Annotated in this window: 22 protein-coding genes; 8 read left to right on the top strand and 14 right to left on the bottom strand. The window is 73.5% G+C overall.

Annotated elements, in window-relative coordinates:
- Window positions 1-23: 23 nt before the first annotated feature.
- Complete coding sequence (locus NOCA_RS25565; protein ID WP_011754602.1) at window positions 24-2,507, top strand: sensor domain-containing protein; 2,484 nt, start codon at window positions 24-26, stop codon at window positions 2,505-2,507.
- Here NOCA_RS25565 and NOCA_RS25560 read toward each other — a convergent pair.
- The 7 genes from NOCA_RS25560 to pilM all read right to left on the bottom strand — a co-directional run bounded on the left by NOCA_RS25560 (window position 2,471) and on the right by pilM (window position 9,851).
- Entirely contained in the window at window positions 2,471-4,636 is a 2,166-nt protein-coding gene (locus NOCA_RS25560) for a sensor domain-containing protein (RefSeq protein WP_011754601.1), read from the bottom strand. The two genes, NOCA_RS25565 and NOCA_RS25560, sit on opposite strands and share 37 nt — an antisense overlap.
- Before the next feature lie 220 nt (window positions 4,637-4,856).
- Window positions 4,857-5,642 carry a prepilin peptidase gene (locus NOCA_RS07165; RefSeq protein WP_011754600.1) on the bottom strand — a complete coding sequence of 262 codons (786 nt, stop codon included), beginning with the start codon at window positions 5,640-5,642 and terminating at the stop codon, window positions 4,857-4,859.
- Window positions 5,639-6,439: a hypothetical protein gene (locus NOCA_RS07160; protein WP_011754599.1), complete on the bottom strand. Its 801-nt coding sequence runs from the start codon at window positions 6,437-6,439 to the stop codon at window positions 5,639-5,641. The genes NOCA_RS07165 and NOCA_RS07160 overlap by 4 nt, the downstream gene beginning before the upstream one ends.
- A gap of 13 nt (window positions 6,440-6,452) precedes the next feature.
- Complete coding sequence (locus NOCA_RS07155; protein WP_011754598.1) at window positions 6,453-7,280, bottom strand: hypothetical protein; 828 nt, start codon at window positions 7,278-7,280, stop codon at window positions 6,453-6,455.
- A gap of 2 nt (window positions 7,281-7,282) precedes the next feature.
- The gene (locus tag NOCA_RS07150; protein ID WP_011754597.1) at window positions 7,283-7,981 is read right to left on the bottom strand and encodes a type 4a pilus biogenesis protein PilO; all 699 of its coding nucleotides are present in this window, start codon (window positions 7,979-7,981) and stop codon (window positions 7,283-7,285) included.
- A complete protein-coding gene (locus NOCA_RS07145) occupies window positions 7,981-8,703 on the bottom strand; it encodes a fimbrial assembly family protein (protein ID WP_011754596.1) in 723 nt (240 codons plus the stop codon). Before NOCA_RS07145 ends, NOCA_RS07150 begins: the two co-directional genes overlap by 1 nt.
- On the bottom strand, window positions 8,700-9,851 hold the full coding sequence (pilM, locus tag NOCA_RS07140; RefSeq protein WP_011754595.1) for a type IV pilus assembly protein PilM: 1,152 nt from the start codon (window positions 9,849-9,851) through the stop codon (window positions 8,700-8,702). Before pilM ends, NOCA_RS07145 begins: the two co-directional genes overlap by 4 nt.
- 310 nt (window positions 9,852-10,161) lie before the next feature.
- Between pilM and NOCA_RS07135 the strand changes: the two genes are divergently transcribed.
- Both NOCA_RS07135 and NOCA_RS07130 read left to right on the top strand, forming a co-directional pair.
- Window positions 10,162-11,295 (top strand): type IV pilus twitching motility protein PilT, encoded by a 1,134-nt coding sequence (locus NOCA_RS07135; RefSeq protein ID WP_197687673.1) that lies wholly within the window; start codon window positions 10,162-10,164, stop codon window positions 11,293-11,295.
- Window positions 11,292-11,792: an RsiG family protein gene (locus NOCA_RS07130; protein ID WP_011754593.1), complete on the top strand. Its 501-nt coding sequence runs from the start codon at window positions 11,292-11,294 to the stop codon at window positions 11,790-11,792. Before NOCA_RS07135 ends, NOCA_RS07130 begins: the two co-directional genes overlap by 4 nt.
- Before the next feature lie 3 nt (window positions 11,793-11,795).
- Here NOCA_RS07130 and NOCA_RS07125 read toward each other — a convergent pair whose 3' ends face one another.
- From NOCA_RS07125 to NOCA_RS07095, 7 genes are all read right to left on the bottom strand, one after another.
- Window positions 11,796-13,487, bottom strand: a complete 1,692-nt coding sequence (locus NOCA_RS07125) for a GspE/PulE family protein (protein ID WP_011754592.1) — start codon at window positions 13,485-13,487, stop codon at window positions 11,796-11,798.
- A complete protein-coding gene (locus NOCA_RS07120; protein ID WP_041546345.1) occupies window positions 13,484-14,707 on the bottom strand; it encodes a type II secretion system F family protein in 1,224 nt (407 codons plus the stop codon). Before NOCA_RS07120 ends, NOCA_RS07125 begins: the two co-directional genes overlap by 4 nt.
- A 2-nt stretch (window positions 14,708-14,709) precedes the next feature.
- Window positions 14,710-16,002, bottom strand: a complete 1,293-nt coding sequence (locus tag NOCA_RS07115) for a type IV pilus twitching motility protein PilT (RefSeq protein WP_011754590.1) — start codon at window positions 16,000-16,002, stop codon at window positions 14,710-14,712.
- Window positions 16,003-16,092: 90 nt separating this feature from the next.
- A complete protein-coding gene (locus NOCA_RS07110) occupies window positions 16,093-17,529 on the bottom strand; it encodes a pilus assembly PilX family protein (protein WP_011754589.1) in 1,437 nt (478 codons plus the stop codon).
- Window positions 17,530-17,531: 2 nt separating this feature from the next.
- Window positions 17,532-18,182, bottom strand: coding sequence for a PilW family protein (locus NOCA_RS07105; RefSeq protein ID WP_011754588.1), 651 nt, complete (start codon window positions 18,180-18,182; stop codon window positions 17,532-17,534).
- Complete coding sequence (locus NOCA_RS07100; protein WP_011754587.1) at window positions 18,179-19,936, bottom strand: type II secretion system protein; 1,758 nt, start codon at window positions 19,934-19,936, stop codon at window positions 18,179-18,181. The genes NOCA_RS07105 and NOCA_RS07100 overlap by 4 nt, the downstream gene beginning before the upstream one ends.
- The gene (locus NOCA_RS07095; protein WP_011754586.1) at window positions 19,920-20,390 is read right to left on the bottom strand and encodes a GspH/FimT family pseudopilin; all 471 of its coding nucleotides are present in this window, start codon (window positions 20,388-20,390) and stop codon (window positions 19,920-19,922) included. The genes NOCA_RS07100 and NOCA_RS07095 overlap by 17 nt, the downstream gene beginning before the upstream one ends.
- A gap of 263 nt (window positions 20,391-20,653) precedes the next feature.
- Between NOCA_RS07095 and NOCA_RS28425 the strand changes: the two genes are divergently transcribed.
- From NOCA_RS28425 to NOCA_RS25550, 5 genes are all read left to right on the top strand, one after another.
- A complete protein-coding gene (locus NOCA_RS28425; protein WP_197687672.1) occupies window positions 20,654-21,064 on the top strand; it encodes a prepilin-type N-terminal cleavage/methylation domain-containing protein in 411 nt (136 codons plus the stop codon).
- A 77-nt stretch (window positions 21,065-21,141) separates the two neighbouring features.
- A complete protein-coding gene (locus NOCA_RS07085) occupies window positions 21,142-21,465 on the top strand; it encodes a hypothetical protein (protein ID WP_011754584.1) in 324 nt (107 codons plus the stop codon).
- Window positions 21,466-21,475: 10 nt separating this feature from the next.
- Complete coding sequence (locus NOCA_RS26420) at window positions 21,476-23,485, top strand: peptidoglycan DD-metalloendopeptidase family protein (protein WP_011754583.1); 2,010 nt, start codon at window positions 21,476-21,478, stop codon at window positions 23,483-23,485.
- A gap of 55 nt (window positions 23,486-23,540) precedes the next feature.
- The gene (locus tag NOCA_RS07075; RefSeq protein WP_197687671.1) at window positions 23,541-24,269 is read left to right on the top strand and encodes a FliA/WhiG family RNA polymerase sigma factor; all 729 of its coding nucleotides are present in this window, start codon (window positions 23,541-23,543) and stop codon (window positions 24,267-24,269) included.
- 101 nt (window positions 24,270-24,370) lie between these two features.
- Window positions 24,371-26,914 (top strand): hybrid sensor histidine kinase/response regulator, encoded by a 2,544-nt coding sequence (locus NOCA_RS25550; RefSeq protein WP_011754581.1) that lies wholly within the window; start codon window positions 24,371-24,373, stop codon window positions 26,912-26,914.
- The last annotated feature ends 37 nt before the right edge of the window (window positions 26,915-26,951 follow it).

Raw genomic sequence — 26,951 nt, 5'->3', positions numbered from 1 at the left:
CGCAGATCGGAGGGCGGCCGCGCATGTGGCACGGACTGCGCCCACGGCGCCGGAGCCGGTTCGGCCCGCTGACCGGCCCGTCGTACGCCGAGCACTTCGAGCGGTCACCCGTGCCGCAGGCGGTGTGCGACGAGAACGCCGTGCTCGTCGCGGTCAACCCCGCCTTCGCCCGGATGCTCGACGGGCCACCCGGAAGCCTCACCGGCCGCCCGATCCGGGACCTGGCCCACCGCTCCGACCAGGGTGCGGCCGACCGGGCCCTGGGGCGGCTGCTGCGCTCCGAGACCGACGCGACCCAGGCCGAGCGGATCCTGCGCCGCTCCGACGGCCGGCCGGTGCCGACCCTGGCCAGCGCCACCGCGGTGCGCAACGGGTCCCCACGGCCGAGCGGCGCACTCGTGGTCTACCAGGACCTGAGCCTGCTGCAGAGCGTCGAGCGCCGGCGCCGGCAGCAGGAGGACTTCTTCCTCGCGCTCGCGCAGCGGGCCAGCGACCTGGCCGTGGTGCTCGACCCCGACGCCACCGTGCTGTTCGCCTCACCCGCGATGACCGGCGTCCTCGGCCACGCGATCGAGGACGTGCTGGCGAACGACGCGATGGACTACGTCCACCCCGACGACGTCGAGCGCGCCCGGGCGGTGCTGGCGGAGGTCGTCGGCGCGGGCGGCAGCGTGGGCACGACGACCCGGCTCCGCGACCACCGCGGCACCTGGCACTGGATGGAGCTCACCGCCACGAACCTGCTCGACACCTCCGTCGGCGGCGTGGTCTGCAACCTGCGCGACGTGACCGACCGGGTCCGGGCGGAGGCGGCGCTGCGCGCGTCCGAGCGCCGTTACCGCGCGATCGCCGACAACGCCGACGAGGGCCTGTGGGTGACCGCACCCGACGGCCGCTCGGCGTACGTCAACCAGCGCCTGGTGGAGATCCTCGGGCTGGAGGCCGAGGAGATCCTGGGCCGCCCGGTCCTGGAGGTGCTCGACCCGCACGAGCAGCCGATGACCCGGGTGCTCGCCGCCGGGACCGACGACGGGACCCAGCGGCACGAGGTGACCTATCGGCACCCGGACGGCGGCCGGCGGTCCCTGGTCGTGTCGACCTCCCCCCTCGACGACGCCGGCGGCGCCGTCGAGGGATCGCTGGCGATGGTCGCGGACGTGACCGACGCCCGGCGGCTCGAGCGGGAGCTGCGCGACGCCGCCCTCCACGACGGCCTCACCGGGCTGCCCAATCGGGCGTTGCTGCGCGACCGTCTCGAGCACGCCCTCGCCCGCGAGACCCGCTCCACGGCGGCGCTGCTCATCGACCTGGACCGGTTCCGGGTCGTCAACGAGTCCCGCGGGCACGCCGCGGGCGACACCCTCCTCGCCGACACCGCACACCGCCTGGCGGCGGCGGTTCGGCCCACCGACACCGTCGCCCGGTTCGGCGGCGACCAGTTCCTCGTGATCTGCGAGGACGTCGACGAGCAGGAGGCCCGGGCGATCGGCGAGGACGCCCTCGGCGCGTTGCGCCCGCCGTTCCCGGCCGGCGGCGGCGACGTCACGCTCACCGCGTCGGCCGGCCTGGCGCTGACCCCCGCACCCTCCGCCGGCGCGCTGGTGCGTCGCGCCGAGACCGCGCTGCGGGCGGCGAAGGCCGCGGGCGGGGCCCGGGTCCAGGCGTACGACGCCGAAGCGGCCGCCGTGTCCGAGCAGCGCTTCGAGCTCGGCGTGGAGCTCGCCCGGTCGCTGGCCGCCGACGAGCTGGCCCTGCACTACCAACCCGTGATCGGCCTGGCCTCCGGCGAGGTGGTCGGCGTCGAGGCGCTGTGCCGCTGGCAGCACCCGCTTCTCGGCCAGGTGCCCCCGTCGACCTTCATCGAGATCGCCGAGGCCGAGGGCCTGGCCGCCACCCTGGACCGCTGGGTGGTCGAGCGGGCGCTGCGTGAGGCCGCGGAGCTCCGCGCGTCGGGGGCGCTGCCGCCGACGGCGTACGTCGCCGTCAACGTCTCGGCGCGCTCGCTGGCCGATCCCGGGCTCGCGGAGCACGTCCTGCGGGCGGCCCAGACGGCGGGGACGGCCCCACAGGACGTCCTCCTCGAGGTCACCGAGAGCGCGACCATGACCGACCCTGCGGCGGCGGCGGACCTGCTCGGACGGCTGCGGCGACACGGCTTCCGGGTGGCCGTCGACGACTTCGGCACCGGGCACAGCTCGCTGGCCTACCTGCGGCGGCTGCCGGTCTCCGTGCTCAAGGTGGACCGCAGCTTCGTCGCGGAGGTCGCCACCGACGAGCACGCGCGCGCGATCACCGGCTCGATCGTCGACCTGGCGCGCACGATGGGCCTCTCGGTCGTCGCCGAGGGCGTCGAGACGCCCGCGCACGCCGCCGTGCTGCGCCGCCTCGGCGCCGACGCGGGACAGGGCTGGCTGTGGAGCCCCGCCGTGTCCCCCGAGGAGGCGACTCGGACCGGCGCGCTGTGCCGGGCCTACTCCGTGGGCACCGGCCCCTCGCCGTCGTCCTGACCGGCCACCGCGATCCGGCTGCCGCCGACGTGCTTGGCCCGGTACATCGCCTCGTCGGCCCGGCGGACCAGCTCGTCGAAGTCGTACGGCGGTGCCAGCGCCACCCCGATGCTCAGCCCGATCGGGTGGTCGTGGTCGCCGACCCGGATCGGGTCGTGCAGGGCGTCGAGGATGCGCTGGGCGACCACGAGCGCCTCCTCGCTGCCGGTGTCCTCGCAGATCACCGCGAACTCGTCGCCGCCCAGGCGGCCGACCGTGTCCGTCCCGCGCACCGAGGCCAGCAGCCGCGCCGCCACCTCCCGCAGGACCGCGTCCCCGGCCTCGTGGCCGAAGCCGTCGTTGACCTGCTTGAACCCATCGAGGTCGAGGAACAGCACGGCGGTCCCCCGGCCCTCGAAGCGGCGCTGCCGGGCGGCCGCGGTCTCGAGCCGGTCGAGGAACAGGTAGCGGTTCGGCAGCGAGGTCAGCGAGTCGTGCAGGGCTCGACGGCGCAGCGCCCGCTCCGCGTGCCGGGCGTCGGTGACGTCGTAGATCGAGACCAACGAGCCGAGCCGGCCGTCGCGGCTGTTGAGCGGACGCAGCGAGATCTCCAGGATCCGCTCGCTGCCGTCGGGGCGCAGGTGGACGACCTCGTGGGTGGCGACCTCGTCGTCGGAGTCCGCGTCCGGCAGCCCGAACAGCCGCCGCGGGTCCGCGCCGTACATCTCGTCGACCGGGCGGCCGACGATCACCGCGGCGGTCTCGTTGGCGAACATCACCTTGCCTTCGGGCGAGGTGGCCATGATGCCTTCCTGGGCGGTCTCGACCATCGCCCGGTGCAGCGCCTCGGAGAGCTTCAGCGCCTCCTCGGTGCGGACCCGTTCGGTGACGTCGCGGACGTTGGCGACGATGCCCCCGATCTCGGGGTCGTCGAGACAGTTGGTGGCGGTCACCTCCACCCAGCGCCACCGCTGCTCGCCGTCGTGGACCCGCAGCACCGCGTGCTCGGCGCTGCGCGGCTCGGCCAGCAGCCGGCCCAGCATCCCGGACACGGTGGGGGCGTCGGCGGGGTGGACGTAGTCCGAGCCGCGGCGGTGCAGCAGCTCGTCGGGGCGGTAGCGCAGCAGCCGCGCCAGCGCCCCGGCGACGAAGACGATCTGCAGCCGACGGTCCATGACCACCGCGGCGTCCCAGGCCCGCCGGGCCAGGGCCTCGGCGCGAAGCCCGCGGGCCTCCTGGGGGTCGCTCGCCGACCCGTCCGCCGTACCGACCGCGCCCGCCCCGCCCTCGAGGTCGCCGGGGCCGTCGAGGTCGTCGGGGTCGCCGACCGAGGCCGCGATCGCGTACGGCCGGCCACCGGGCTCGCGGAGCAGGGCCGCGTCGAGCCGGAGCCGCAGGTCGCCGCCCTCGGCGTCGCGGAACAGCCCGCGGTAGCTGATCGAGTCGATCTCACCGGCCCGCAGCCGGGCGATCCGGGCCAGCACGTCCTCGGCGTCGAGCGGGTGGACCAGGCCGATGATCGCGCAGTCGGCGAACCAGCCCTCGCCGTGGCCGAACAGGTCGCACCATGCGGGGTTGACCGACTCGAGGCGGCCGCTCAGGTCGAGGATCGCCTGCGCCGTGGTCGCCTGGTCGAAGTGTGCGCGGGACATCTCGAGGGCGAGCGCCAGCTCGCGCTGCTCGTGCAGCTGGGCGGTCACGTCGCGCAGGATCAGGATCACCCCGGTGATCTCGTCCCCGGGGCCGTGTACCGGGCCGAGGGTGACCTGCGCCTTGAACGAGGAGCCGTCGCGACGGACGCCGGCGTCGATGAACGGCTCGACCTGCTCGCCGGTGAGCAGCCGGGCGACCGTGGCGTCGCGCAGCTCGCTGCCGTCGCGGGGGAACAACACGCCGAGCTCGCAGCCGGCCAGGTCGTCGGGGCGCCAGCCGAGGACCTGCTCGGTCGCCGGGCTCGCCCACCGGATCCTGGCGTCGGAGTCGAGGGAGAGGATGCAGTCGTGGGAGGTCGCGGCGATGCTCGCCAACAGCTGGCCCTGGTCGATCTCGCGCATCATTCCCCCGGACGGCGGCGGACTGGCCAGGAGACCGTCCGTCCTCGAGGCGAGTGGTACCAGCGGCTCACCGAGCGCCGCACCCTTCCCCGTCATGCTAGTCGCCGGTCCTTCCGCCCTAGAACAAATTCCGACTTCTGCGGTAGACCGCACCGCCCCCCGGACCGGTCATGCCCTCCGCGCTCCCCCAGCGCTCCCCCCTGTGGTTGGTGTGGTCATCGGTGCGGACGGGCCGCCACTTGAGTCACCCGGGCCACCGGTTCGTACTGGCTCTCAGGAGTTCATACGGGTTCGTGCCGGTGCGCGCTCGCGCGTCCTAGCCCAGGCCGACGAGCGTGAGGTACGACGCGGCGAGCGGGCCACCCGCGAGCATGCCGAGTGCGGCGCCGCTGAGCAAGAAGGGTCCGTGCGGGATCCTGGCGCCGGCCCGGGCGCGCCCGGCGGCGAGCAGCCCCACCCCGACCGCCGCGCCGATCACGAAGCCGGCGCCCAGGCCCACGAGCGCGGCTCCCCAGCCGAGCCAGCCGAGTGCCAGGCCGAGGACCGGCGCCAGGGCGACGTCGCCCAGGCCCATCCCCCGGCCGGCCGTGACCAGCCAGATCCCGCCGTACACGGCGAGCCAGAGCGCGGCGGCCAGCAGCGCGGGGACGACCGGGGCGGTGCCGTGCCGGGCCGCGTCGATGGCCAGCGCGATCGTCGTGCCGAGCGCCATCGCGCCGGTGATCTCGAAGGGCAGCCGGCGGTGGTCCAGGTCGATCATGAACAGGGCGACGCCGGCGGCGGCCACGACCAGCGCGGCGGCGGTGTACGGCGTGGCGCCGAACCGCCAGCCGACGCTCGCGAACAGGGCCGCGGTGGCGAGCTCCACGAGCGGGTAGCGGGCGGCGATCGGGGCCGCGCAGTCGCGGCAGCGGCCGTGCAGCAGCAGCCACGAGAGCACCGGCACGTTGTCGCGGGCCCGCACCGGGTGCGCGCAGGCCGGGCAGGCCGAGCCCGGCGAGACCAGGGACAGCCCGGCCGGGACCCGGTGGATGACCACGTTGAGGAACGAGCCGATCAGCAGGCCGAGCAGCCCGAACCCGAGGCTCGACGCCAGGGTCACGACGCCGGCTCCGGCTCCGGCTCCAGCGTGCGCGCCAGCGCGTCCCGCTCGGCGGCGCCGAGCACGGAGATCAGCCGGCCGCGGTCCCCGCCGCGGTCCGCGAGGTCCCAGCGCAGGTCGACGGTCGCGAGCGTCTCGTCGCCGGCGGCCAGGGCCGCGGCCACCAGGTGGGCCTCGAACGCCGCGGTGTCGGCCTGCCGGGACAGCCGCCCGGCAGCCTCCGGCTCGCCGTCGGCCGCGAGCAGGCCGGCCATCGTCGCGCAGTCGGCCGCGGTGGTCCGCAGCTCGGCGGCCAGCTGTTCGGCGGTGCGACCCACGAGCCGGGCGGCGAGCCGTTCCTCCCGGCTCGGCGCCGCGGTCACGTCCCTGACCGGTCGCACGCCCGTACGGCGGGTCGCGTGCGCGTTCGTCAGGGACGCGGCGGCTGGGGTGGCCTCGTCGAGCTGGGCCAGGTCGGCGAACCGGTCGACCAGCAGCCCGTGCACCGACTCGTCGAACGTGGTGACCAGCGCCTCCCGGGCGGCCTCGACCACCGCGCGGGCGGTCAGCGGGCCGTCGGGCAGGTCGCGTGCGGCCTCCTCGACGGCGAGCGCGACCGACTCCCCGACCGCGGCCAGCTGGACCAGGGGGTCGGGTGCCTGCGCGAGGCCGTGCTCCCAGAGCAGCTCCTCCAGGACGTGGACGTCGCCCGCCCAGGCCGCGAGCTGGGCCAGCCGCAGGTCGCCGTCGTGGGCGTGCCGACGGGACAGCTCGGCGTACGCGTCCGGCAGCCGGTCGTGGTGGGGGGTCTCGGTCATCGGGTCGCTCCGCTCAGGCGGCGGGACGGCGGCGCGGGCGGCGCCGGCCGCGCCGGGTCTCGGCCGGGGCCGGCGGCGGGACGGGGAGCACCAGCTCGGTCTCGGGCACCGCGACCGGGGCGGGGGCCCAGGCCTCGGGCTCGGGCTCGGGCTGGATCTCGGGCTGCATCTCGGGGTGGGGGTCGAGGTGGACCTCGACGTCGGGCTCGACCGCGGGCTGGATCTCGTACTCGATCTCGGTGGCCGCCGGCGCGGGCAGCACCGGCTCCGGGGCCGGGGCCGCGGCGACGGCCGCGATCGGGGGCACCGACGCGAGCCTGGCCACGGGCGCTACCCGCTCGGCCGCTCCGGCCGCCAGCACCGGGCGTTCGGAGGAGTCCGTGGCGTCCAGGCGCTCGATCGCGGCGGCGACCCGCGCCACGGCGTACCTCGCCTCGTCGCTGCCGGCGCCGAGGGCGACGGCGCGCACGGCGGCACGCACCTGGCGGCGGTACGACGCCACCGCCTCGCCGGCGACGATCGTCGGCTCGGGTGCCGGCTCCGGTGCGGCCTCCGCGGCCGCGACCAGCGCCTCCTCGAGCACCCGGACCTGGGCGCGCAGGGCGCGCACGGTCACGGCGTCCGACTCTGCCTCTTCCGCTGCCTCGTCCTCTGCCTCGAGCCCTGCCTCGAGCCCTGCCTCGGCCTCCGGGTCGGTGGCGAGCTCCATCACCGGCTGCACTGCCGGCTCGGCCGCCGCAGCGGCGCGCCGGCGGCGTACCAGGAGGAGCAGCGCGCCCACGAGCGAGAGCGCGATCAGGGTGAGGCCGACGGCCAGGGGCGGCTGGGGCAGTGCGTCCACGATCATCCTTCCGGCTGGGTGGTGCTGGAGAGATTGAGCGTCTTCCCGGGGTCCACGACCGGCGGCATCACGAACATGTCGCCGGTGATGGTGGTGGTGAACTCACCGCCCTCGGAGCCGCTGGCCAGCGAGACCGCGGTGACCAGGTAGGCGCGCGGCATGTGCTCGAGGTTCTCCAGCAGCCGCTGGGTCTCCTCGTAGGTCCCGGTGACGGCGACGGTCACCGTCTGCCGGGCCAGCAGCTGGCCCGCGGTCGCAGGCGCCGCGGCGGGGTCGGCGGCGGGGTCGGCGGCGGGATCGGCAGCGGGGTCGGCCGCCGATGCGGGGGCGGCGGCGTCGGCGGTGCCGAGGACCGGCGGGGTCGGGGTCAGCGTGGTGACGCCCTGCGGGCCGATGCCGGCCTCCACGGCGGCCGCGGTGACCTCCTCGAACATGCCCGGCTGGTCCGCGGTCGGCGGGAACAGCGCCGCGAGCCGGCGCGCGTCGCGGCGGGTCGTCGCGAGACCCTCGCGCTGCTGCTCCAGCACCGCGAGCTGGCTGGTGAGCACCGCGTTCTGGTCGCGAACGGTGGTGATCTCCTCACGGGCCTGCGCCAGGGCGTCGGTCTCCGGGCCGACCACGAGCAGCCAGCCGAGGCCGGCGACGACCAGGAGCGAGAGGGAGCCGACGAGCTTGGTCGCCCCCGGGGTGGCGAGGTCCATCACGAGCCTCCCTCGGTGCTGGCGTTGGTGCTGGCATCGGTGGCGTCGGTGCTGGCGTACCGGCCGCTGTAGACCTGCTCCGACAGGCCGACCGACCCGCTGAAGGTCACCGCCTCGCCGTCACCGGTGGTCGTCGTGGAGATGAACGGCTCGACGAACAGGTGCGAGGCGCCGAGGGCGATCACCATGTCGCCGACCTCGGCGCGGCTGCCCGCCGTACCGGAGAGCGTCACGCAGCCGACCACCGTGCGGGTGTTGAACGGGTCCGGACCGGGACAGGCCGACGCGGCGCCCGGGACGGGCGCGCCGCCGACGCCGGTGGTCGCCGCGATCGTCACGGCGACGGTCGTGATCTGCGCGCCCAGCGGGGTCGCGTCGCGCACGCCGTCGAGGACGTCGGAGACGTAGACCTCGTCGGCCATGGCGGTCTCGACCGTGCGCTGCTGCACCGCGACGCCGTTCACGAACGTGCGGACGGGTGCGAGCACCTGGGTCTGCCCGGTCAGTCGCGTCGTCTCCGCCTGCTCCACGGCGACGACCTTGCGAGCCTCCTCGACCCGCAGGTGCTGGAAGGTCCACGCGCCGCCGACGAGCAGCACCATCACGACTCCTCCGGCGACGAACCGCTGCCGCAGCCGGCGGGCCGCCAACCGGACGAACGCCGACTCCGAGAGCAGGTTGACGGCCGGCGGGGCCCCAGTCTCCGAACGCTTGCGACTCATCGGGCCGCTCCCACGCAGAGGCCGGCGGGCACCGCCAGCGCCGGCAGGTCGGCGTCGGCCAGCCGGAGCCGGCCGGGGGCGCGGACGCCGGCGAGCGCGTCGAGGCGGTCCACGGGTACGGCGAGCCGCTGGCCGAGCAGTTCCGCGAACCCGCCCAGCGCGGCGCCGGAGCCGGTGAGCAGCACCCGGCCGACGGGGCCCGCGGTGCGGGCCTCGGCGTCCCCGGCGGGCTCGGCCTGCGCGGCCTGGTCGGCGGCGGAGTCGCGGTAGAAGTCCAGGGTCGTGCTGATCTCCTCGGCCAAGCCGCGGGCGGCCGCGTCGACGACCTGCTGGGCCGCGTGGTCGAGGCCGTCGGTGCGCGGGCTCAGCGCGGTGGCCTGGCTCGGGTCGAGGTGCGCGTGGCCGGGGAGGCCGACGTACACCTTGGTCCGCTCGGCGTCCTCCCAGGTCCAGTCGTACCGCTCCTGGACGGCCGCCGTGATCGAGTCGCCGCCGACGCCGGGGATCATCCGGACGTAGCGTGGGACGCCCGCGGTGTGCACGACGACCGACACCACGTCGGAGCCGACGTCGACGATCGCCTCGGTCACCGCGGGCCCGTCCTGCACCATCGGGGTCCGGGCGCGCAGCAGCGCGAACGGCAGCAGGTCGACGGTCTGGATCCGCAGGCGGGCCCGGCGGGCGGAGTCGACGAAGGCGTCGACCATGTCCCGGGAGGCGGCGACGAGGAGGATCCGGGCGACCCGGCGCGCCGTACCGTCCTCGCCGACGACGTCGAGCTCCTCGAGCAGGTGGTGGTCGAGGTTCGCCTCGTCGACCGAGAACGGCAGCACGTCCTGGACCTGGTAGCGCAGTGCCTTGCGGAAGTCCGCCGGCGGCATCCAGTCGAGGTCGAGCTGGCGCACCAGGACACCTGCGTTCGCGACGCCGAGGGCGACGTTGCGGGAGCCGAACTTGCCCTTCGACCAGAGCTCCTTCAGCGCCTCGGTCAGCGCCTCACCGTCGGCGACCACGCCGGCCCGGACCACGCCGGACGGCAGCGGGAGCTGCGCGAACCGCCGCAGCGTGGGACGGCGGCGTCCGGGGACGAACTCGGCGGCGCGGACACCGGAGCTGCCGATGTCCAGTCCGACCAGGGTGCGTGACATGGATTCCTCGAGATGACGGCGTGGGGGATGGGCGCAGTGCGTCACCCGAGTCATCGGTCGCTCGAGCCGCCCACTTGACGTGTTCGCGGAGGTTTTCGCTGCCGCGCCCGCCGTACGTCCCGCACCGGTGGCGCCCGCGCCAGACCGCCCTCACCGGAGGGTCGGTTTCCCCGGTTCACCGGGGATACCGGAACTGTTGACCCGAAACTTCGGGCCAGAAGTTCCAACATCCCCGGTGAACCGGGGAAACCGCCCGCCGATCCCGCCGCACCTGGACCGACGACAACGCCGACGTGGTACACAAGGGGCCGTGAGCAGCCCCCGGGATCCGAGCGCGACCCCGTTGCGGATCGCGCCCTTCCTCCAGGCCGTCGTGGTCAACCGCGGCTCCGACCTGCACGTGAAGGTCGGCAGCCCGCCGCGGATCCGCATCTCGGGGTCGCTGGTCCCGCTGCAGGTGGACCCGCTGACCGCCGAGCAGGTCGAGGAGCTGGTCCGCGAGACCATGCCCGCGGACGTCGAGGCGCACTTCAGCGCCACCAACGAGGCCGACTACGCGCTCGCCGTCCCCGGCATCGGCCGGTTCCGCGTCAACGCGTTCCGGTCACGAGGGGCGGTCGGGTGCGTGTTGCGCCTGGTGGGCGACGAGCCGCGCTCGCTGGCGGACCTGGCCCTGCCCGAGGTGATCCACCGCCTCGCCCTGGAGCCGCGCGGCCTGGTGCTGGTCACCGGCCCGACCGGCTCGGGCAAGACCACGACCCTGGCGGCGATGGTCGACGCCATCAACGAGGCCCGGCCCGTGCACATCCTCACCATCGAGGACCCGATCGAGGTGATCCACCGCGACAAGCTCGCGGCGGTCAACCAGCGCGAGCTCGGCACCGACACCGCCGACTGGGCGGTGGCGCTGCGGGCCGCGATGCGGCAGGACCCGGACGTGATCCTGATCGGCGAGATGCGCGACCCCGACACCGTCCGGGCCGCGCTCGCGGCCGCCGAGACCGGGCACTTCGTGATGTCGACGCTGCACACCACGGACGCCAAGGAGACGGTCAACCGGATCATCGACTTCTTCCCCCCGCATGAGCAGAAGCAGGTACGCCTCGGGCTCGCCGGCTCGCTGCGCGGCATCGTCTGCCAGCGGCTGGTGCCGCGCGCCGACGGCCAGGGCCGGGTCGTCGCGATGGAGGTCGCCGTGAACACGCCGCGGCTCGCCGAGGCGGTCGCCGACCCGGACCGCACCGACACGATCCCGGACATCGTCTCCGACGGCGCCTACTCCGGCATGCAGACCTTCGACCAGCACCTGGTCCGGTTGGTGCTCGACGGCTCGGTCTCGGTCCCCGACGCGAAGCTGGTCAGCTCCAACACCCACGACTTCTCGGTGATGCTGAAGCGCGCCGGGGTCGATCCGGCCCTGGTCGACGCGGAGCCGCCCCGATGAGCGGCACCCGCCGCCGCCCGGTGGTCGACGCGATGGCGTCCGAGCAGCTCGCCGGGCTCGACCTGCAGGGCCTGCGCTCCTACCGCCACCGCCTCGAGGCCGAGGAGGACCGGGTGTCCTACTGGCGCCGGCTGGTGCACGCCCGGCTCGACCTGCTGGCGGCCGGGTCCCGCTCGGACCACCCGTTGACCGTCGACGACCTGGTGCGGATCCTCGGCGACACGGGCACCGGCGGCAGTCGCCGGGCGCTGGTGAGCGTCCGGGCGGCCGACCCGCTGCCGGAGCTGCCCGAGCTCAGCGAGATGTGGGTCACCGAGGTCGACCCGCACGACTCCGACCAGGTCGCGGACGCAGTCGAGCGGCTGACCGAGGCCGAGCGGCAGCTGACGACGTACCGCCGCGCCCTGCACGAGCGTATCGACGAGGCCACCGGCGAGCTGATCGTGCGCTACCGGGAGAACCCCGCCGCGGCGCTCTCGATCATCCCCGAGGGGTAGCGGTCAGGCGACGACCCGGAGGACCTCCTCGATGGAGGTGCGGCCCTGCAGCACCTTCTGCCAGCCGTCCGACTTCAAGGTGGTCATCCCCTGCTCCCGGGCGGTGCGGCCGACCTCGTCGGTCGACGCGCGCGCGACGGCGAGCCGCGAGACCTCCTCGCTGACCGTCATCACCTCGTGCAGCGCCATCCGGCCGCGGTAGCCGGTCTGCGAGCAGGAGGAGCAGCCGACGTGCCGGTACAGCACCGGCACCTCCGCGCCCTCCGCCCACGGGAAGCCGATCCGCTGCAGCTCCGCCGGATCCGGCTGGTAGGCCTGCTTGCAGCGCTCGCAGAGCGAGCGACACAGCCGCTGCGCGAGTACGGCGTCGAGCGCGGACCCGACCAGGAACGGCTCGATGCCCATCTCGATCAGGCGGGTCACCGCCGAGGGCGCGTCGTTGGTGTGCAGCGTCGAGAGCACCAGGTGGCCGGTCAGCGCGGCCTCGACCGCGATCTGGGCGGTCTCGTGGTCGCGGATCTCGCCGATCAGCACGATGTCGGGGTCCGAGCGCAGGATCGAGCGCAGCGCGGAGGCGAAGGTCAGCCCCGCCTTCGCGTTCGTCTGGACCTGGTTGATCCCCGGCAGGCGGTACTCCACCGGGTCCTCGACGGTGATCACGTTGACGTCGGGCCGGTTGAGCAGGTTGAGCGTCGCGTAGAGCGTCGTCGACTTGCCGGACCCGGTCGGCCCGGTCGCCAGGATCATCCCGTAGGGCTTGGTGTACGAGGCCCGGTAGCGCTCGTAGTTCTCGTTGCTGAACCCCAGGTCGTCGAGGCCGAGCTGGGTGTTGGAGGTGTCCAGGATCCGGGCGACCACCTTCTCGCCCCACACGGTCGGGAGGGTGGCGACGCGGAGGTCGATGCGCCGGCCCTGGTGGGTGACCGACATCCGGCCGTCCTGCGGCACCCGACGCTCGGCGATGTTCATCTCGGCCATGATCTTGAGGCGCGAGATCACCCCGTTCTGGATGCTCTTCGGGGAGCGGTGGGCGTCGTGGAGCACCCCGTCGATCCGGTACCGGACCCGCATGTCCCGCTCGGTCGGCTCGATGTGGATGTCCGAGGCGCGGTCGTTGATCGCCTGGTTGATCAGCAGGTTGACGAAGCGGACCACCGGCGCCTCGTCGGAGACCTCGGTGAGGGTACTGAGGTCGTCGACCTCGTCCTCGGGCGCCAGGTCGGAGGTGATGTCGGTGAGCTCGCCCTCGGCGCGGTAGACCTGGTTGATCCGGGCGTCGATGTCGCTGCGGCCGGCGATCGCGAAGCGGACCCGGCTGCGGGTCAGCCGGCTCAGGTCGTCCTTGAGCTCGATGTCGCCCGCCTGGCGCACGCTCACGGCCACCAGCAGCTCGCCGTCCTCGTGGACCAGCGGCAGTACGCCGGTGCGGCGGGCGAACTCCGCCGGCAGCAGGCTCACGGCCGCCATGTCGACGATGAAGTCGGTGAGCTCGACGTACTCCAGGCCGGCCGAGGCGGCTGCGGTGCGCACGACCGTGGTGCGGTCCACCCAGCCGCTCTCGAGCAGCACCTCGAGCACGGTCTGGGACCGCTCGTCCGCGAGCCGGCCCGCCTCGCTGAGCTGGTCGCGGGTGATCCAGCCGCCCTCGACCAGGGCACGCACGGTGTCTCCGGAGGTCTGTGCGCGCACCGTCATCCGATCATGTCGTAGATCTTGAACATCGGCATGTACAGCGCGACGATCATCGACCCGACGAGGCCGCCGAGGAACGCGATCATCAGCGGCTCGATCAGGGCGGTCAGGCCCTCGGTCATCGACTCGACCTCGGCGTCGTAGAACTCGGCGATCTTCGCGAGCATCGCGTCGATGGCGCCGGACTCCTCGCCGGAGGCGATCATCTGCACGACCATCGGCGGGAACACGTCGTGGTGGCTCAGCGGACCCGCCACCGACTCGCCCTGGCGCACCGACTCCTTGACCTCGGCCAGGGCGCGGCCGATCACCACCGAGCCGGTCGTGTCGGAGACGATGTCGAGCGCCTGGAGGATCGGGACGCCGGCCGAGAGCAGGGTGCTGAAGTTGCGGGCGAACCGGGCCAGAGCGAGCTTGCGGAACAGGTTGCCGAAGACCGGCAGCTTGAGCTTGAGCGGGTCGACGACGTTGCGGACCCGCTCGGTGCGGCCGTAGCGGCGCCACCACCAGACGAGGGCACCGGTGAGCACCGCGCCGAGGGGTACGACGTACTTCATCGCCGCCGAGAGCATCACCAGGATCTTGGTCGGCAGCGGCAGCTCGCCGCCGAGGTCCTTGAACATCTTCTCGAAGACCGGGACCACGAAGATCAGCAGCGCGATGCACATGATGATCGCCAGGAAGAACACCACGGTCGGGTAGGTCAGCGCGGCCTTGATCTTGCTGCGCAGCTTGACCTCGGCCTCGAAGTTGTCGGCGATCTGGCGCATCGCGGTGTCGAGGAAGCCGCCCGCCTCGCCGGCCTTGGCCATGCTGATCATGAGCGGCGGGAAGACGCGCGGCCACTTGCCGAAGGCCGACGACAGGCTGTGCCCGGCCTCGACGTCCTGCTTGACCGCCCGCAGCACCTTGCGCAGCTCGGGGTTCTCGACCTGCTCGGCCATGATCGAGAGCGCCCGCAGCATGGTCAGGCCGGCGTCGATCATGGTGGCGAACTGGCGGGCGAAGACCGCGAGGTCGCGCGGCTTGATCCGCTTCTTGAAGCCGAGCTTGATCTCGCGCTGCATGCCGACGTTGGCGGGCCGCACCTGGAGCGGGACGTAGCCCATCGCGCGCAGCTTGTCGGCGACAGCCGCCTCCGAGGCGGCCTCCACCTTGCCCTCGGTGAACCGGCCCTGGGCGTCGCGGACCTTGTAGGCGTACTGCGTCGTCGTGCTGGCCACGGCTACTGCCACCCGGCCGGGGCGCGCTTGACGTCGGAGGCGACGAGCGTGTCGTAGTCGGCGCGGTTCGAGCTGTGCTCGAGGCCCGCGGCGTACGTGATCCGGCCGGCCTTCACCAGCGCGGCGAGGTGGGCGTTGAGGGTCTGCATGCCGTCCCGCGCGCCCGCTTGGAGCGCGCCCTGGATCTGCTGCAGCTTGTCGTCGCGGATCATCGCCCGGATGCCGGAGTTGCAGACCATCACCTCGACGGCGGCGGCGCGGCCCTGGTCGTCGGCGGTCTTGACGAGGGTCTGGCACACGACGCCCTGGAGCGTCGCGGCGAGCTGGGTGCGGACCTGCTGCTGCTGCTCGGCGGGGAACACGTCGACGACGCGGGTGATGGTGTCCTGCGCGGACTGCGTGTGCAGCGTCGCGAACACCAGGTGGCCGGTCTCGGCGGCGGTCAGCGCCACCGAGATCGTGTCCAGGTCGCGGAGCTCGCCGACCAGGATCACGTCGGGGTCCTGACGCAGCACGTGCTTGAGGGCGTCGCGGAACCCGTGGGTGTCGGAGCCGACCTCGCGCTGGTTGACCAGGCAGCCGCGGTGCTCGTGCAGGAACTCGATCGGGTCCTCGATGGTCACGATGTGACCGCGGCGGGTCCGGTTGATCCGGTCGATGATCGCGGCCAGGGTCGTCGACTTGCCGGACCCGGTGGGGCCGGTGACCAGCACCAGGCCGCGCTTGAGGTCGCTGAAGCCGGCGACCGCCTCGGGCATGCCCAGGTCCTCGAGCGGGACGATCTCCCAGGGGATCATCCGCATCACGGCGCCGAGGTGCTCGCGCTGCTGGAAGACGTTGACACGGAACCGGGCGTGGCCCGGCACGGCGTACGCGAAGTCGAGCTCGAGCTCCTCCTCGAAGACCTTGCGCTGCCGCTCGGTCATCACGCCGTACAGCGTGCGCCGCAGCTGCTCGCCGTCCAGCGTGGGGTAGCCCTCGATGGCCTCCATCTCGCCGCGCAGCCGCACGGTCGGCGGCGCGCCGGTGGTCAGGTGCAGGTCGGAGGCCCCCACCCGCAGCACGTGGATGAGCAGGTCGTCGAGGCTCAGGTTGGCCGATCCGGCGGGCGCGGGAGCGGCGGGAGGTACGACGGCGGCCGCGGCCACCGGGGCGACGACCGGCGCCGGGACGGCCACGGGAGCGGCGACCGGGACGGCCACCGGCGCGGGGGCAGGGGCCGACGGGTCCGCGGGCGCGGTCGGGCGCCGAGCGGCCAGCGGCAGGCCGAAGCCGTTCGTCGGTGCGTCGTTCAACAGGTCCTCCGAGCGCGGGACTGATGAGGGGTCATCAGGGTCATCGGCCGACGGGGCCGTCGGCTTGAGGACTGCTGGCGGGGAGCCTCGTCAGGAGAGCCCGCGGTCGTCCTCGCGGTAGGAGCCGGCCCGGAAGTCGAGCAGGGCGGGGCTGGTGTTGGCGAGGAAGCAGGTGTCCATCGAGGCGTCGAAGTTGCCGACCAGGTTGACCTTGTCGGCGTAGATCGTGCCGATGAAGTCCGCGGTGCCGTTGGCCTTCACGACCTGACCGTAGGGCGCGGCGGAGGTGAGGAAGAGCGAGGCGAACAGCCGCTGGTTGGAGTTGACCTTCACGTTGCCTCCGTCGACCACGATCACCAGCGAGCGCGAGGTGCACCGGGGGTCGGTGTCGGCCAGGTTGGCCTCCCGACCGAACGCGGTGTCGCTGATCTTGTTCAGGTCGACGGTGCCGCCGAGGTCCGAGCCCTTCGTGAGGTCGAAGAACATGACGGCGTTCTCCTCGTCCGGGCTGGACCACACGGTCGAGCTGGTCCAGTAGTTCCCCTGGGCCCGCGCGACGCTGCGCAGCTGGTCGAGCTGGGTCGGGCTGAGGGCGGGGTCCTTGAGGTTGAACAGCCGGGCGAGGGTGGCGTCGTCCTTGACGAAGGACCCGGCGACGTCGGCCTCCGGCCCGGCGTCGAGATTCTGCGGCCCGTAGTACTTGGGGTAGCTGGTCTGCACGGACTCGCACGGGGTGCCGATGAGGCTGCCGCCCGCCCGGTCCTGGTCATAGGGGTACGCCGTGCTGCACGGGGCCGAGGTGACGTTGTTGCCGGTGCCGGTCGCGTGGATCAGGCCCCCCTGCGTCTCGGAGCAGTGCTGGCCCGAGCCGTGGGCGGTGGTGATGTAGTCGGAGGTGTGCACGCCGATCGGGATGCCGTACGCGACGTCGATCTGGCCCGGCACCATCGCGATCTTGTCGCGCTCCCAGACGCAGCCGGTCGAGAACACGCTCTGCCGGGTGACGCTCGCCGAGCCGCCGCCGCTGATCGTGTGGGCGAAGATGCCGCGCGGCACCTCGGTCGTGGTGACGCTGACGTCCGCGAGCACGGTGCGCGAGGCGGATCCGGCCGCGCCGCCGGTCGAGTGGATCCGGTACAGGCCCGGGTCGTTGGCCGGGTACGGCGAGACCGCCTCGATCCACACCCGGTAGGACTCGCCCGCGCCGCCGGGCAGCGAGACCGTCGTCGGGGCGTCCTTGTTGCCCCAGGAGTTGCCGGTGCAGCCCGGCGAGCAGCGCAGCGGGCGCACCCCGGCGCTGCGCAGGTAGGTCATCGCCTGCGCGACGCCCGCGTCCGCGGCGTTGACCGCGGACCCGGCCTGCTGGGCCCGCCACGACGAGCGCAGGTTGTCGATGGTGAGCACGGCCACGGTCGAGGCGAGCCCCGTGATCAGCACGAGCGCCATCATCGTCAGGATCATCGCCGAGCCGCGGTCGTCGCGGCGCCGGGTCCCGGGTCGGGACGTCGTCGGGGGGGTGCGCGTCACCGTCAGCTCCTGTTCCGGAGGTCGATCTGGGTGTGGTAGGTCTGCTCGCCGCTGCCGTCGCGGACCGTGATGGTCACGCCGACCAGGTCGATGTGGAGCAGCTCGGTCCCGTCGGGCTGGTTGTTCTGGTTGCCGACCGGCGCGCCCTTCTGGTCGAGCTCGAGCCAGGTGGTGGTGCCGTCGCCGTTCGCGTCGTACGCCCACTCGCTGCTGTCCAGCTCCAGCTCCACCGAGGCGACCGTCGCCGCGAGCACCGGCCGGGCGGTGTCGCAGTCGGTCGTGGCGCCCAGGGTGAGCTGGAGCGTGGCCGGTGACCAGCAGTAGGTCAGCACCTCGGGGTCGGCGGCCGCGGTGTCGCGGACGCCGTCGCCGTCGAAGTCGGTCCAGAACGTCAGCGCCATCGAGGAGGTCGGCCCCGGGAGGGTGACGGCCTCGATCCCGGCCGACTGCCGCAGCTCGCGGGTCAGCCGCTCCATGGCGGTCCGGGTCTCCTCGGTGACGCCGGCTCGGGTGCGGGTGCTCGCGGTGACCGAGTCGGTCGACAGCGCCAGGCCCAGGAGCAGCGAGCCGATCAGGGCGAACAGGCCCATGCTGACCAGCACCTCGATGAGCGTGACCCCGCTGTCGGCCCGCGGGCGGCGCAGCCACCTCATCGCGCGTCCAGGGCCGAGCAGCCGACCTGGCCGAGGGTGAGCGAGACGGCCGAGGCCGGGTCGACGGTGCTGTCGGGCAGCACCCGCATCGGCTGGCTGGTGAGCTTGAGGACCCCGGACAGCGTCACCGCGGACAGCCCGTTCGCGGCGGTCGTCTCGACGGTGCCCGGCACCAGCGCCGACCAGGACGCGACGTAGTCGGCCAGGGTGTGGCCGCCGCCGACGTCGAAGGACGCCGGGTCGATCGCTGCCAGGTCGTCGGCGGTGAGCGAGGGGGTGATCGCAAGCACGTCGTCGTAGCCTCCGGCCGGCGCGGCCTCGGTGCCGGGGACGTGCCGGCGTACGACGACCCGGTAGTCGAACGTCGGCGGCTGCGCCACGTGGCCGGCGCCGCTGACCACGCAGCGGGCGGTGGCGCGGACCAGCTCCACCTGGAGCACTCCGTCGGGAGCGAACGAGGTCGGGAACAGGGAGATCGTGCTCGCCGAGCTCACCGCACAGGCCTCGGCGGTGGGGGTGGCGTCGGTCATCGGGGTCGTGCGCAGGAAGCCCGAGGACCGGACCAGGGCCGGTGCCCCGGTGCCGGAGGGCGCGCAGGTCGCGCTGACCCCGCTGTTCGTGGCCGTGGCGCCGGCGTCGAGACGGACCAGCGGACGGCTGAGGCCCAGCCCGGTCCGGTAGTCCGCGGCAGCGCCGCTCTCGAAGGAGAGTCCCAGGTTGGTCAGGTCGGTGAGCCGGGCCTGCATCGGGTTGGCGGCCGAGCCGACGTTCGGGAGCCCGTCGGTCGCGGTCACGGCGCCGAGGTCGACCTGGCTGGCGCCCCAGCACGCGAGCCCGCAGGTCCCGTCGATCCCGCCGGCAGCGGCGGGCAGGATGCCCACGGCGGAGGGCGCCGCGACGGTCGTCGAGGCGCCTGCCCCCTGTTCCCCGGTCGCGAGCCCGGCGGACGCCGCCGTCAGGCTGGCGTTGGCCGTGCTCGCGAAGGTCAGCGCACCGGAGAGGCTGAGCAGCCCGGCCTGCAGTGACTCGGCGCCGTTCGTCGGCGTGATCGAGCCGATGTCGACCGCGGCCGCGGACGCGCTGAGGTCGATCCGCCTGGCCGCGACCGGCTGGTCGGCGATCTGGGAGTACGTCGTGACCGGCCGGGTGATGCCCTGCCGGTCGTAGAGGACGGTCACGGTGACGCCGATCTGGGAGGAGACCGGGCTGTCGTGCCCCGCGCTCTGGGTGTTGTAGCCCGAGGGCGGCGCGAGCACGTCGGAGCTCCCGTCGGACTTCGGCGCCGAGAGGAACTGGGTGTCGACGACGACCTGGAAGCCCGCGAGCGGATCGGTCCCGGTGGCCGGGTGCGGGACCACGTAGCGGTACATCTCCCCGGACTGCGGCTCATAGGAGCAGCGGGCGCCGTCGGCGGGGACGTAGCCGGTCCACGCGGTCGTCGGCATCGCGAGCCCGTCCGGGTCGGTGCAGGTGATCGGTCCGGGGGTGGTGAGGTTGCGGAAGTAGTAGTCGAGCACGTCGCGGTAGTCGCCGGCCTCGGGGGCGACGTGATACGGCAGGTTGCGCATCCGCTCGAGCTGGCCCTGGGCGACGCCCTTGGTCTGGGTCACCAGTCGGGAGGTCTCGCCGGACCTGATGCCGACCAGCAGCTGGGGCAGCACGGCGGCCATCACCGTCATGATCACGCCGAGCGCGACGATGATCTCGATGAGGGTGAACCCGTCATCGCGGCGGCGGTCAGCTGATCGAGACACGGCCGGTCAGCTGTTCGACGTGGAGGGTGTAGACCTTCGCGGAGCCGGTCCGGGTCACCTGGACGCTCCCGCTCGTGGCGGTCCCGCGGGAGTAGAACGTGACGCCGGGTCCGCCGGAGCCGGTGAAGGTCGGGGAGACGAGGTGCACCTGGGCGCCGTCGGTCCGGTACGGTCCGTCGACCTGCGTGCCGGGGGTGGCGCAGGTGCCGCGGTGCACGGCGTACTCGTCGTTGGCGGTGTCGAACAGCACGCACATCGCGGTGCCCTCGGTGATCGCACGCTGGTGGGTCGAGCGGAGCAGGGTCTGCAGCTCGCGAGCGGTGCCGGACTGCTCGCTGGCCCGGGACCAGCGGTCGTAGCCACCCACCGAGATCGCCATCAGGGCACCGAGGAGCGCCACGACGACGATCACCTCGATCAGCGTGAACCCGCTGTCCCGGTCAGGCTGCGACACCGACGGACCCTCCGAGCACCGATGGCGGACACCCTCCGCGGAATGTCCCTGACCTCTGGTCATCGGCGCCGCGGGGGTCCCTCTTGAGGTCGCGGCGTGGGATTCGGGGCGGCGCCGGGAAATTTCTGGGTCGGCCCTCAAGCCGGTCGCTCCGGCCACCGAAGCAGTGGGTGACAAAAGCGGCCCGCCGGCCTGCCGGTACGGATCCCGCACGACCCCCAGCACGACCTTTCCCCCACAGGAGAACAACCATGCTTGCTCGGATGCAGAAGTCCCTGAAGGAGAAGGACCAGGGCTTCACCCTGATCGAGCTCCTCGTCGTCATCGTGATCATCGGCATCCTGGCCGCGATCGCCATCCCCGTGTTCCTCAACCAGCGCCAGAAGGGTGTCGACTCCAGCATCAAGTCGGACCTGAAGAACGCCGCAACCGTCGCCGCGACCATCACCACGGACTCGCCGACCAGCACGGTCGCGTTCGACAAGCTCGCACTGGAGACCGCGGGTTGGAAGCACGACGCCAACACCCAGTTCACGATCTCCGGGACGCCGGCAGCGGGCAACTTCTGCATCTCCGGCTACAACGCCGGCGCCACGGCGAACGCCGCAGGCACGGAGTGGAAGTACCTCGAGGCCTCCGGTGGCCTCCAGAGCGCGAAGGGTGCCGGCTGCTGATCCAGCCGAGCCTCTGACGTTGCGGGGTGGACCGCTCGACGAGCGGTCCACCCCCTGTCAACACCCAAGGACACCTCATGGAGATCGTGACCGGCGAGCCGGCACCGACCGTCGAACGTGACGAGGCGGCCCGGCTGCTGCGCGAGATGGCGGCGGTGGTCCGCACCCTGCTCGGTGCCCCGGCGCCCGTCGCCGCCGTGACGCGAACCGATCCCCCGGCACCCGCACCCTCACCCGCACCCTCACCCGTGCCCGCCGCACCGGTCGCTCCGGCGCCACCGCCGCTGGCCGGGCTCCCGGTGCCCTCCCTGCCCGTTCCCTCCCCCGCCAGCCTCTCGGCCGACCCCGAGGAGCGCCGCTCGCTCGCCGCGCTCCAGGAGATCGCCTTCCTCGACGAATAGACCCAGGACCATGACCTCACGCCCCCTGCTGCGGATCGCGGCCTGCGTCGTGACGGTCGGGACCCTCGGGTCCACGCTCCTGGCGAGCCCCGCCCCCGCGGCGGCCGCGACGCCCACGAGCAGCACGGCCCAGCAGTCGGTCGACGACGCCCGGGCCACCTACGAGCAGCTCCGCGCCGAGGTCGCGGCGCTCAGCGCCCAGCACGACCGGCTGGCTGAATCGGCCGCCGGCGCCGAGGCCGAGGCCGCGCGGCTGCGCGCCGAGGTGGCCGACGACGACCACGGCTTCCTGCAGGCCGTCGGCGACCTGGTCCGGCCCGGCCCCTCCGACCTGGACCGCGCCACCGAGGCCGCCGACGACGCGGCGTTCGCGCGCGACCTGGTCGACCTGGTCGACACCGCGCTCGCCGAGCGGATCGCCGACACCGAGCGCGCCCGGGTCGCCTGGGAGCGCGCCGAGCGCCGCCAGGCGCGGGTCGAGGCGGCCTGGACCGCGGGCCAGGCCGCGGAGGCCGCGATCCGGCGGGCCCAGTTCCAGCCGGCGTACGAGGTCACCGACCCCGCCCAGGACCGGCGCAACCAGCGGGCCCTGCGCGCCTGGGAGCGCTACCTCCGGCTGCTGGCCGCCAACGCCGTCGTCCCGCCCCGCCTCGCGGACCTCGCCCGCGGGCCGATCGAGCCGCTCGAGCCGCTGCGCGACTCGCGCAACGACGTCTCGCCCGGTGTCGCGGTCCTCGACCCGCCGGGCTCCCCGGCGATCACCGTGCTGTCCGCCGAGGCGATCCGCGCCGTCTCGGACGCGTTCCACCGGGTCGGGCTCCCGGACGTGCCCGGCGCGATCGAGCCCACGGCGTACGCCTGCGGCGGCCTGGTCGCGAACGCCTGGGGGGCGTCCGCGACCGTGGCGCCGCTGCCCGCCGACGTCCCCGGCCAGTGGGACGCCCTGCGCACCGTGCCCGGCGCGTCCGTGCAGGTGGGCGACGTCGTCGTCCTCGGCAGCCGCCGCGACGGCCTCGGCACCAGCGGTGTGTACGTCGGCCGCGACCAGGTCGTCGCCGCCGACCCCACCACCGGCGTCGCGGCGGTGCGGCCGCTCACCGAGCCCGTGCTGGGCGTGCGCCGCGCCGGCCTCGAGAGCGGCGGCCACCACGCCGCGCCCCCGGCCGGCGGCAGCTGCGGAGCGACCAGCCTGGCGCCGGACACCGTCACGGGCGGGCCGCTCGGCCTGCCGGTCGCGCCGGGCAGCTACCAGCTGACCGCCGGGTTCGGCACCGCCGGACCGCTCTGGTCCGACGGCGTCCACACCGGCCTGGACTTCGCCGCGCCGGTCGGCACCCCGGTGGTCGCCGCCGGCGCCGGCACCGTCACCGTGCAACACCCGGCCTGGGCCGGGAGCCTGGTCCGGATCGACCACGGCGGCGGGGTCGAGACGTGGTACGCCCACCTCTCGCGCGTCGACGTGACCTCCGGCCAGCTGGTCCGCGCCGGCGACCCGGTCGGCCTGGTCGGCGCCCGCGGCAACGCCAGCGGCCCGCACCTGCACTTCGAGGTGCGGCTCGACGGCGCCGCCTACGACCCGGCGCTCGTCCTCGACCTGCCCGAGCGGCCGCGCCCGTCGTACCCCAACGGCGAGATGCCGGCCGACGCGCTCTGCCCCGCGACCGCCGACGGCGCGCAGCTGCTGCGCTGCGACGCGGCGGTCGCGTTCCGGCTGCTCGCGGCGGCGTACGCCGACGACCTCGGCGCCTCGCTGTGCATCACCGACTCCTACCGCTCGCGCGCCGGGCAGGAGCGGGTGTCCGCGACGAAGCCCGGCCTGGCGGCCTCCCCCGGCACCTCCGTGCACGGGCTCGGGCTCGCGGTCGACCTGTGCGGCGGCGTCGAGCGGTTCGGCAGCACCGAGAACGACTGGCTGCTCGGGCACGGCCCCGGCTACGGCTGGGTGCACCCGGGCTGGGCCGCCGCCGGCGGCAGCCGCCCGGAGCCGTGGCACTTCGAGTACGCCGGCGGGGTGGCCTGAGCCGAGATCGGCGGGGCAGCCGATAGCCTGTCCAGCACGACCACCGGAGGTGCGCGTGCAGACCGACAACACCGTCGACGGCCTGTGGGAACGGTTCAAGCAGGACGGCGACCGCGAGGCCCGCGACCGCCTGGTCGTGCACTACTCACCGCTGGTCAAGTTCGTCGCCGGCCGCGTCCGCTCGGGCCTCCCGCCCGCGGTCGAGCACGCCGACCTGGTCTCCGACGGGGTGATCGGCCTGCTGGACGCGCTGGACAAGTTCGACCCCGAGCGCGGCCTGCAGTTCCAGACCTACGCCGTCTCCCGGATCCGCGGCGCGATGGTCGACGGGCTCCGCGCCGCGGACTGGGTGCCGCGCTCGGTGCGCGAGAAGATCCGCGACATCAACACCGCCCAGACCGAGCTCGAGCGGCGCCTGGGACGCGCACCCAAGGACGCCGAGGTGGCCGACCGGCTCGGCATCAGTGTCGGGGACCTCCGCAAGATCTACAGCCAGACGGCGCACACCAGCGTCGTCAGCTTCGAGACGGTGCTCGACGAGGAGGACACGCCGCGGGCCACCACCGACCTGCCCGGCGCCGACGACGACATCCCGCCGGGCTTCCTGGCCGCGGTCCGGGAGCTGCCCGAGCGCGACCAGGTGGTCGTGGCGCTGTACTACTGGGAGCGGCTCACCCTCGCGGAGATCGGCCAGGTGCTCGGGGTGAGCGAGTCGCGGGTCAGCCAGCTGCACAGCCGGGCGACGCTCGCGCTGCGGCGCAAGCTGCTCCAGGTCGCCGGCTGATCCGGGGCGACGTGTCCGACTCGCAGTTCCGCGATCTCGGGTCCGCATATCCCAGGGCTCGACCGGTTGCCGGCCGATAGGCTCCCCCGAGAGGGGGAACCGTGCGAGTCGAACGTCCGTCACCGGCAGTCGTCGCCCTGTGGGTGGCGATGACCGTCCTCGTGTTCGCCCACCTGATGGTCGGCTACGGCACCGCGTTCGACGTCACCTACCTGGCCGCCGTCTGGCTCGCTCCCGTGGTCGCCTGGATCGGCACCGCGAGGAGGCCGCCCGGGGCCCGGCTCGTGCCGGGCCTCATCGCGGCCGGCCTCACCGCCTCCGCCGTCGGCGACCTCGTGTGGGACCTGTACGCGTGGTCCGGCCTGGAGCCCGACGTCTCACTCGCCGACATCCCGTACTTTCTCAGCTACCTCGGCATCGGCGGCGCGGTCGCGATCGTGATGTTCGGCCGTCGCGGCCTGCCCAGCACCGACGTCGAGTCCGCGCTGGACGCGCTCACCATCGTGGTGGTGAGCATGATGGTGTTCTGGACCGTGTCGATCCGCGAGATCATGGCCGACGACACCATGCCGCGGCTGACGCAGGCCGTCCTCGCCGCCTACCCGATCGCCGACGCGGTGCTGCTGGCGCTGCTGCTGCGCGCCATCTCCGTGCGCCACAGCCGGCAGCGGCTCGGGTTCGGGCTCGCGCTCGGAGCGGTCTGCTGGCTGATCTCCGACGTCGCGTACTACGGGCTGGACGTCACCGAGCCGGTCGCCGGATCCAACGACATCGGCTGGATGGTCGGCGCGATCCTGATGTCGACCGCGACGCTCCGCCCGGTGTCGCCCCCGACACCCGAGACCGCCGAGCCGCCGTCCCACCGGGCCCCGCTGGGTCGGCTCGGGATCGCCATCGTGCCGCTGCTGGTCCCGCCGGCCATCATGATCGTCAACCAGGCCATCGGGCGGTCGCCGCACGTGGTCGAGGTCTCGGTAGGCATGACCGCGCTGGTCGCCATCGCCTTCGTGCGGATGGGCCGGATGCTCCAGTGGGAGGTCGTCGCGCGTCGGGAGTTGGCGGCGGCGCGGGATGTGGCGTTGGAGGCGTCCCGGTCGAAGTCGACGTTCCTGGCCACGATGAGCCACGAGATCCGGACCCCGATGAACGGGGTGATCGGGTTGACCGGGTTGTTGGAGGCCACCGATCTCGACGAGCGGCAGCGTCAGTACGCCGAGGGCGTGAGCAGCGCCGCGAACGCGTTGATGACGATCATCAACGACATCTTGGACTTCTCCAAGGTCGAGGCGGGCCGGCTGGACCTGGAGACCATCGACTTCGACCTGGTCCAGGTGGTCGAGGAGGTCGCCGAGCTGATCGCCGAGCCGGCCCAGTCGAAGGGGCTGGAGCTGTTGGCCTACTGCTCCCCCGAGCTACCGACCTGCCTGCGCGGGGACCCGAGCCGGCTACGGCAGGTGCTGCTCAACCTGGCCTCCAACGCGGTCAAGTTCACCGCCCGCGGCGAGGTCCTGGTCCGCGCCAGCCTCGAAGCCAGCCTCCAAGACGGTCCCGAAGCCGGCGCCGAAGCCGGTGTGGTGGTGCGGTTCGAGGTCACCGACACCGGGATCGGGGTCGAGGAGGCCGACCGGGAACGACTCTTCGAACCGTTCTCCCAGGCCGACTCCTCCACCACCCGCCGCTACGGCGGCACCGGCCTCGGCCTGGCCATCAGCGAACACCTGGTCACCGCCATGGGCGGCCAGATCGGCGTGGACAGCCGCCCCGGCCTGGGCAGCACCTTCTGGTTCACCCTGCCCCTGGGCCTGGCCGAAGACCTCTCCGCCAGCACCCCCCGCGGCACCGAGGACATCGCCGGCCTCCGGGTCCTGGTCGTCGACGACAACCAGACCAACCGGATGATCCTGCACGACCAGCTCACCGCCTGGGGCCTGCACGTTGACCTCGCCGAAGACGGCCCCCACGCCCTGGCCGCCCTCGCCGACGCCCACCGCACCCACCACCCCTTCGACCTGGCCGTCCTGGACCTGTGCATGCCCGACATGGACGGCCTCGAGCTGGCCCACCGGATCAGCAGCGACCCCACCCTGACCGGCCTCGCCATGGCCCTGCTCACCTCCGGCGGCGAGATCAGCCAGACCGACGCCCGCGCCGTCGGCATCACCGCCTCCATGACCAAACCCGTCCAGCTCTCCCGCCTGCGCGCCACCCTCCAAGACATCATCGGCACCCGCCGCCCCCACACCCCCCTCCACATCCCCACCACCCCCGCCGGCCGCGGCCGGATCCTCGTGGTCGAAGACGGCGAGATCAACCAACTCGTCGCCGTCGGCATCCTCGAACACCTCGGCTACACCACCGACGTCGCCGACAACGGCGTCACCGCCCTCTCCGCCATGGGCCGCACCCGCTACGACGCCGTCCTCATGGACGTCCAGATGCCCGGCATGGACGGCTACCAAGCCACCCGCGAGATCCGCCGCCTCGAAGGCGACGTCCACCACACCCCCATCATCGCCATGACCGCCTCCGCCACCAACGACGACCGCGACCGCTGCCTGGCCGCCGGCATGGACGACTACATCTCCAAACCCGTCAACCCCCACACCCTCGAAACCGTCCTCAGCCGCTGGGCCACCAGCACCTGAACCAGCGGCACCCGGACGAGGACCAGGACCAGGACCG

Origin of the sequence: Nocardioides sp. JS614 (genome assembly GCF_000015265.1) — a bacterium.
GTDB lineage: Bacteria > Actinomycetota > Actinomycetes > Propionibacteriales > Nocardioidaceae > Nocardioides.
Note: the sequence above shows the minus strand (reverse complement) of the source record. Positions and strands in the feature narration are given on the sequence as shown.

Excerpts from the sequence above, each read along its gene's own strand:
- NOCA_RS07105 (WP_011754588.1), bottom strand. The coding sequence starts at position 18,182 with ATGAGGTGGCTGCGCCGCCCGCGGGCCGACAGCGGGGTCACGCTCATC.
- NOCA_RS25560 (WP_011754601.1), bottom strand. The coding sequence starts at position 4,636 with ATGACGGGGAAGGGTGCGGCGCTCGGTGAGCCGCTGGTACCACTCGCC.
- NOCA_RS07085 (WP_011754584.1), top strand. The coding sequence starts at position 21,142 with ATGGAGATCGTGACCGGCGAGCCGGCACCGACCGTCGAACGTGACGAG.
- NOCA_RS28425 (WP_197687672.1), top strand. The coding sequence starts at position 20,654 with ATGCAGAAGTCCCTGAAGGAGAAGGACCAGGGCTTCACCCTGATCGAG.
- NOCA_RS07130 (WP_011754593.1), top strand. The coding sequence starts at position 11,292 with ATGAGCGGCACCCGCCGCCGCCCGGTGGTCGACGCGATGGCGTCCGAG.
- NOCA_RS07145 (WP_011754596.1), bottom strand. The coding sequence starts at position 8,703 with ATGAGTCGCAAGCGTTCGGAGACTGGGGCCCCGCCGGCCGTCAACCTG.
- NOCA_RS07150 (WP_011754597.1), bottom strand. The coding sequence starts at position 7,981 with ATGGACCTCGCCACCCCGGGGGCGACCAAGCTCGTCGGCTCCCTCTCG.
- NOCA_RS07125 (WP_011754592.1), bottom strand. The coding sequence starts at position 13,487 with ATGACGGTGCGCGCACAGACCTCCGGAGACACCGTGCGTGCCCTGGTC.
- pilM (WP_011754595.1), bottom strand. The coding sequence starts at position 9,851 with ATGTCACGCACCCTGGTCGGACTGGACATCGGCAGCTCCGGTGTCCGC.
- NOCA_RS25565 (WP_011754602.1), top strand. The coding sequence starts at position 24 with ATGTGGCACGGACTGCGCCCACGGCGCCGGAGCCGGTTCGGCCCGCTG.
- NOCA_RS26420 (WP_011754583.1), top strand. The coding sequence starts at position 21,476 with ATGACCTCACGCCCCCTGCTGCGGATCGCGGCCTGCGTCGTGACGGTC.
- NOCA_RS07160 (WP_011754599.1), bottom strand. The coding sequence starts at position 6,439 with ATGACCGAGACCCCCCACCACGACCGGCTGCCGGACGCGTACGCCGAG.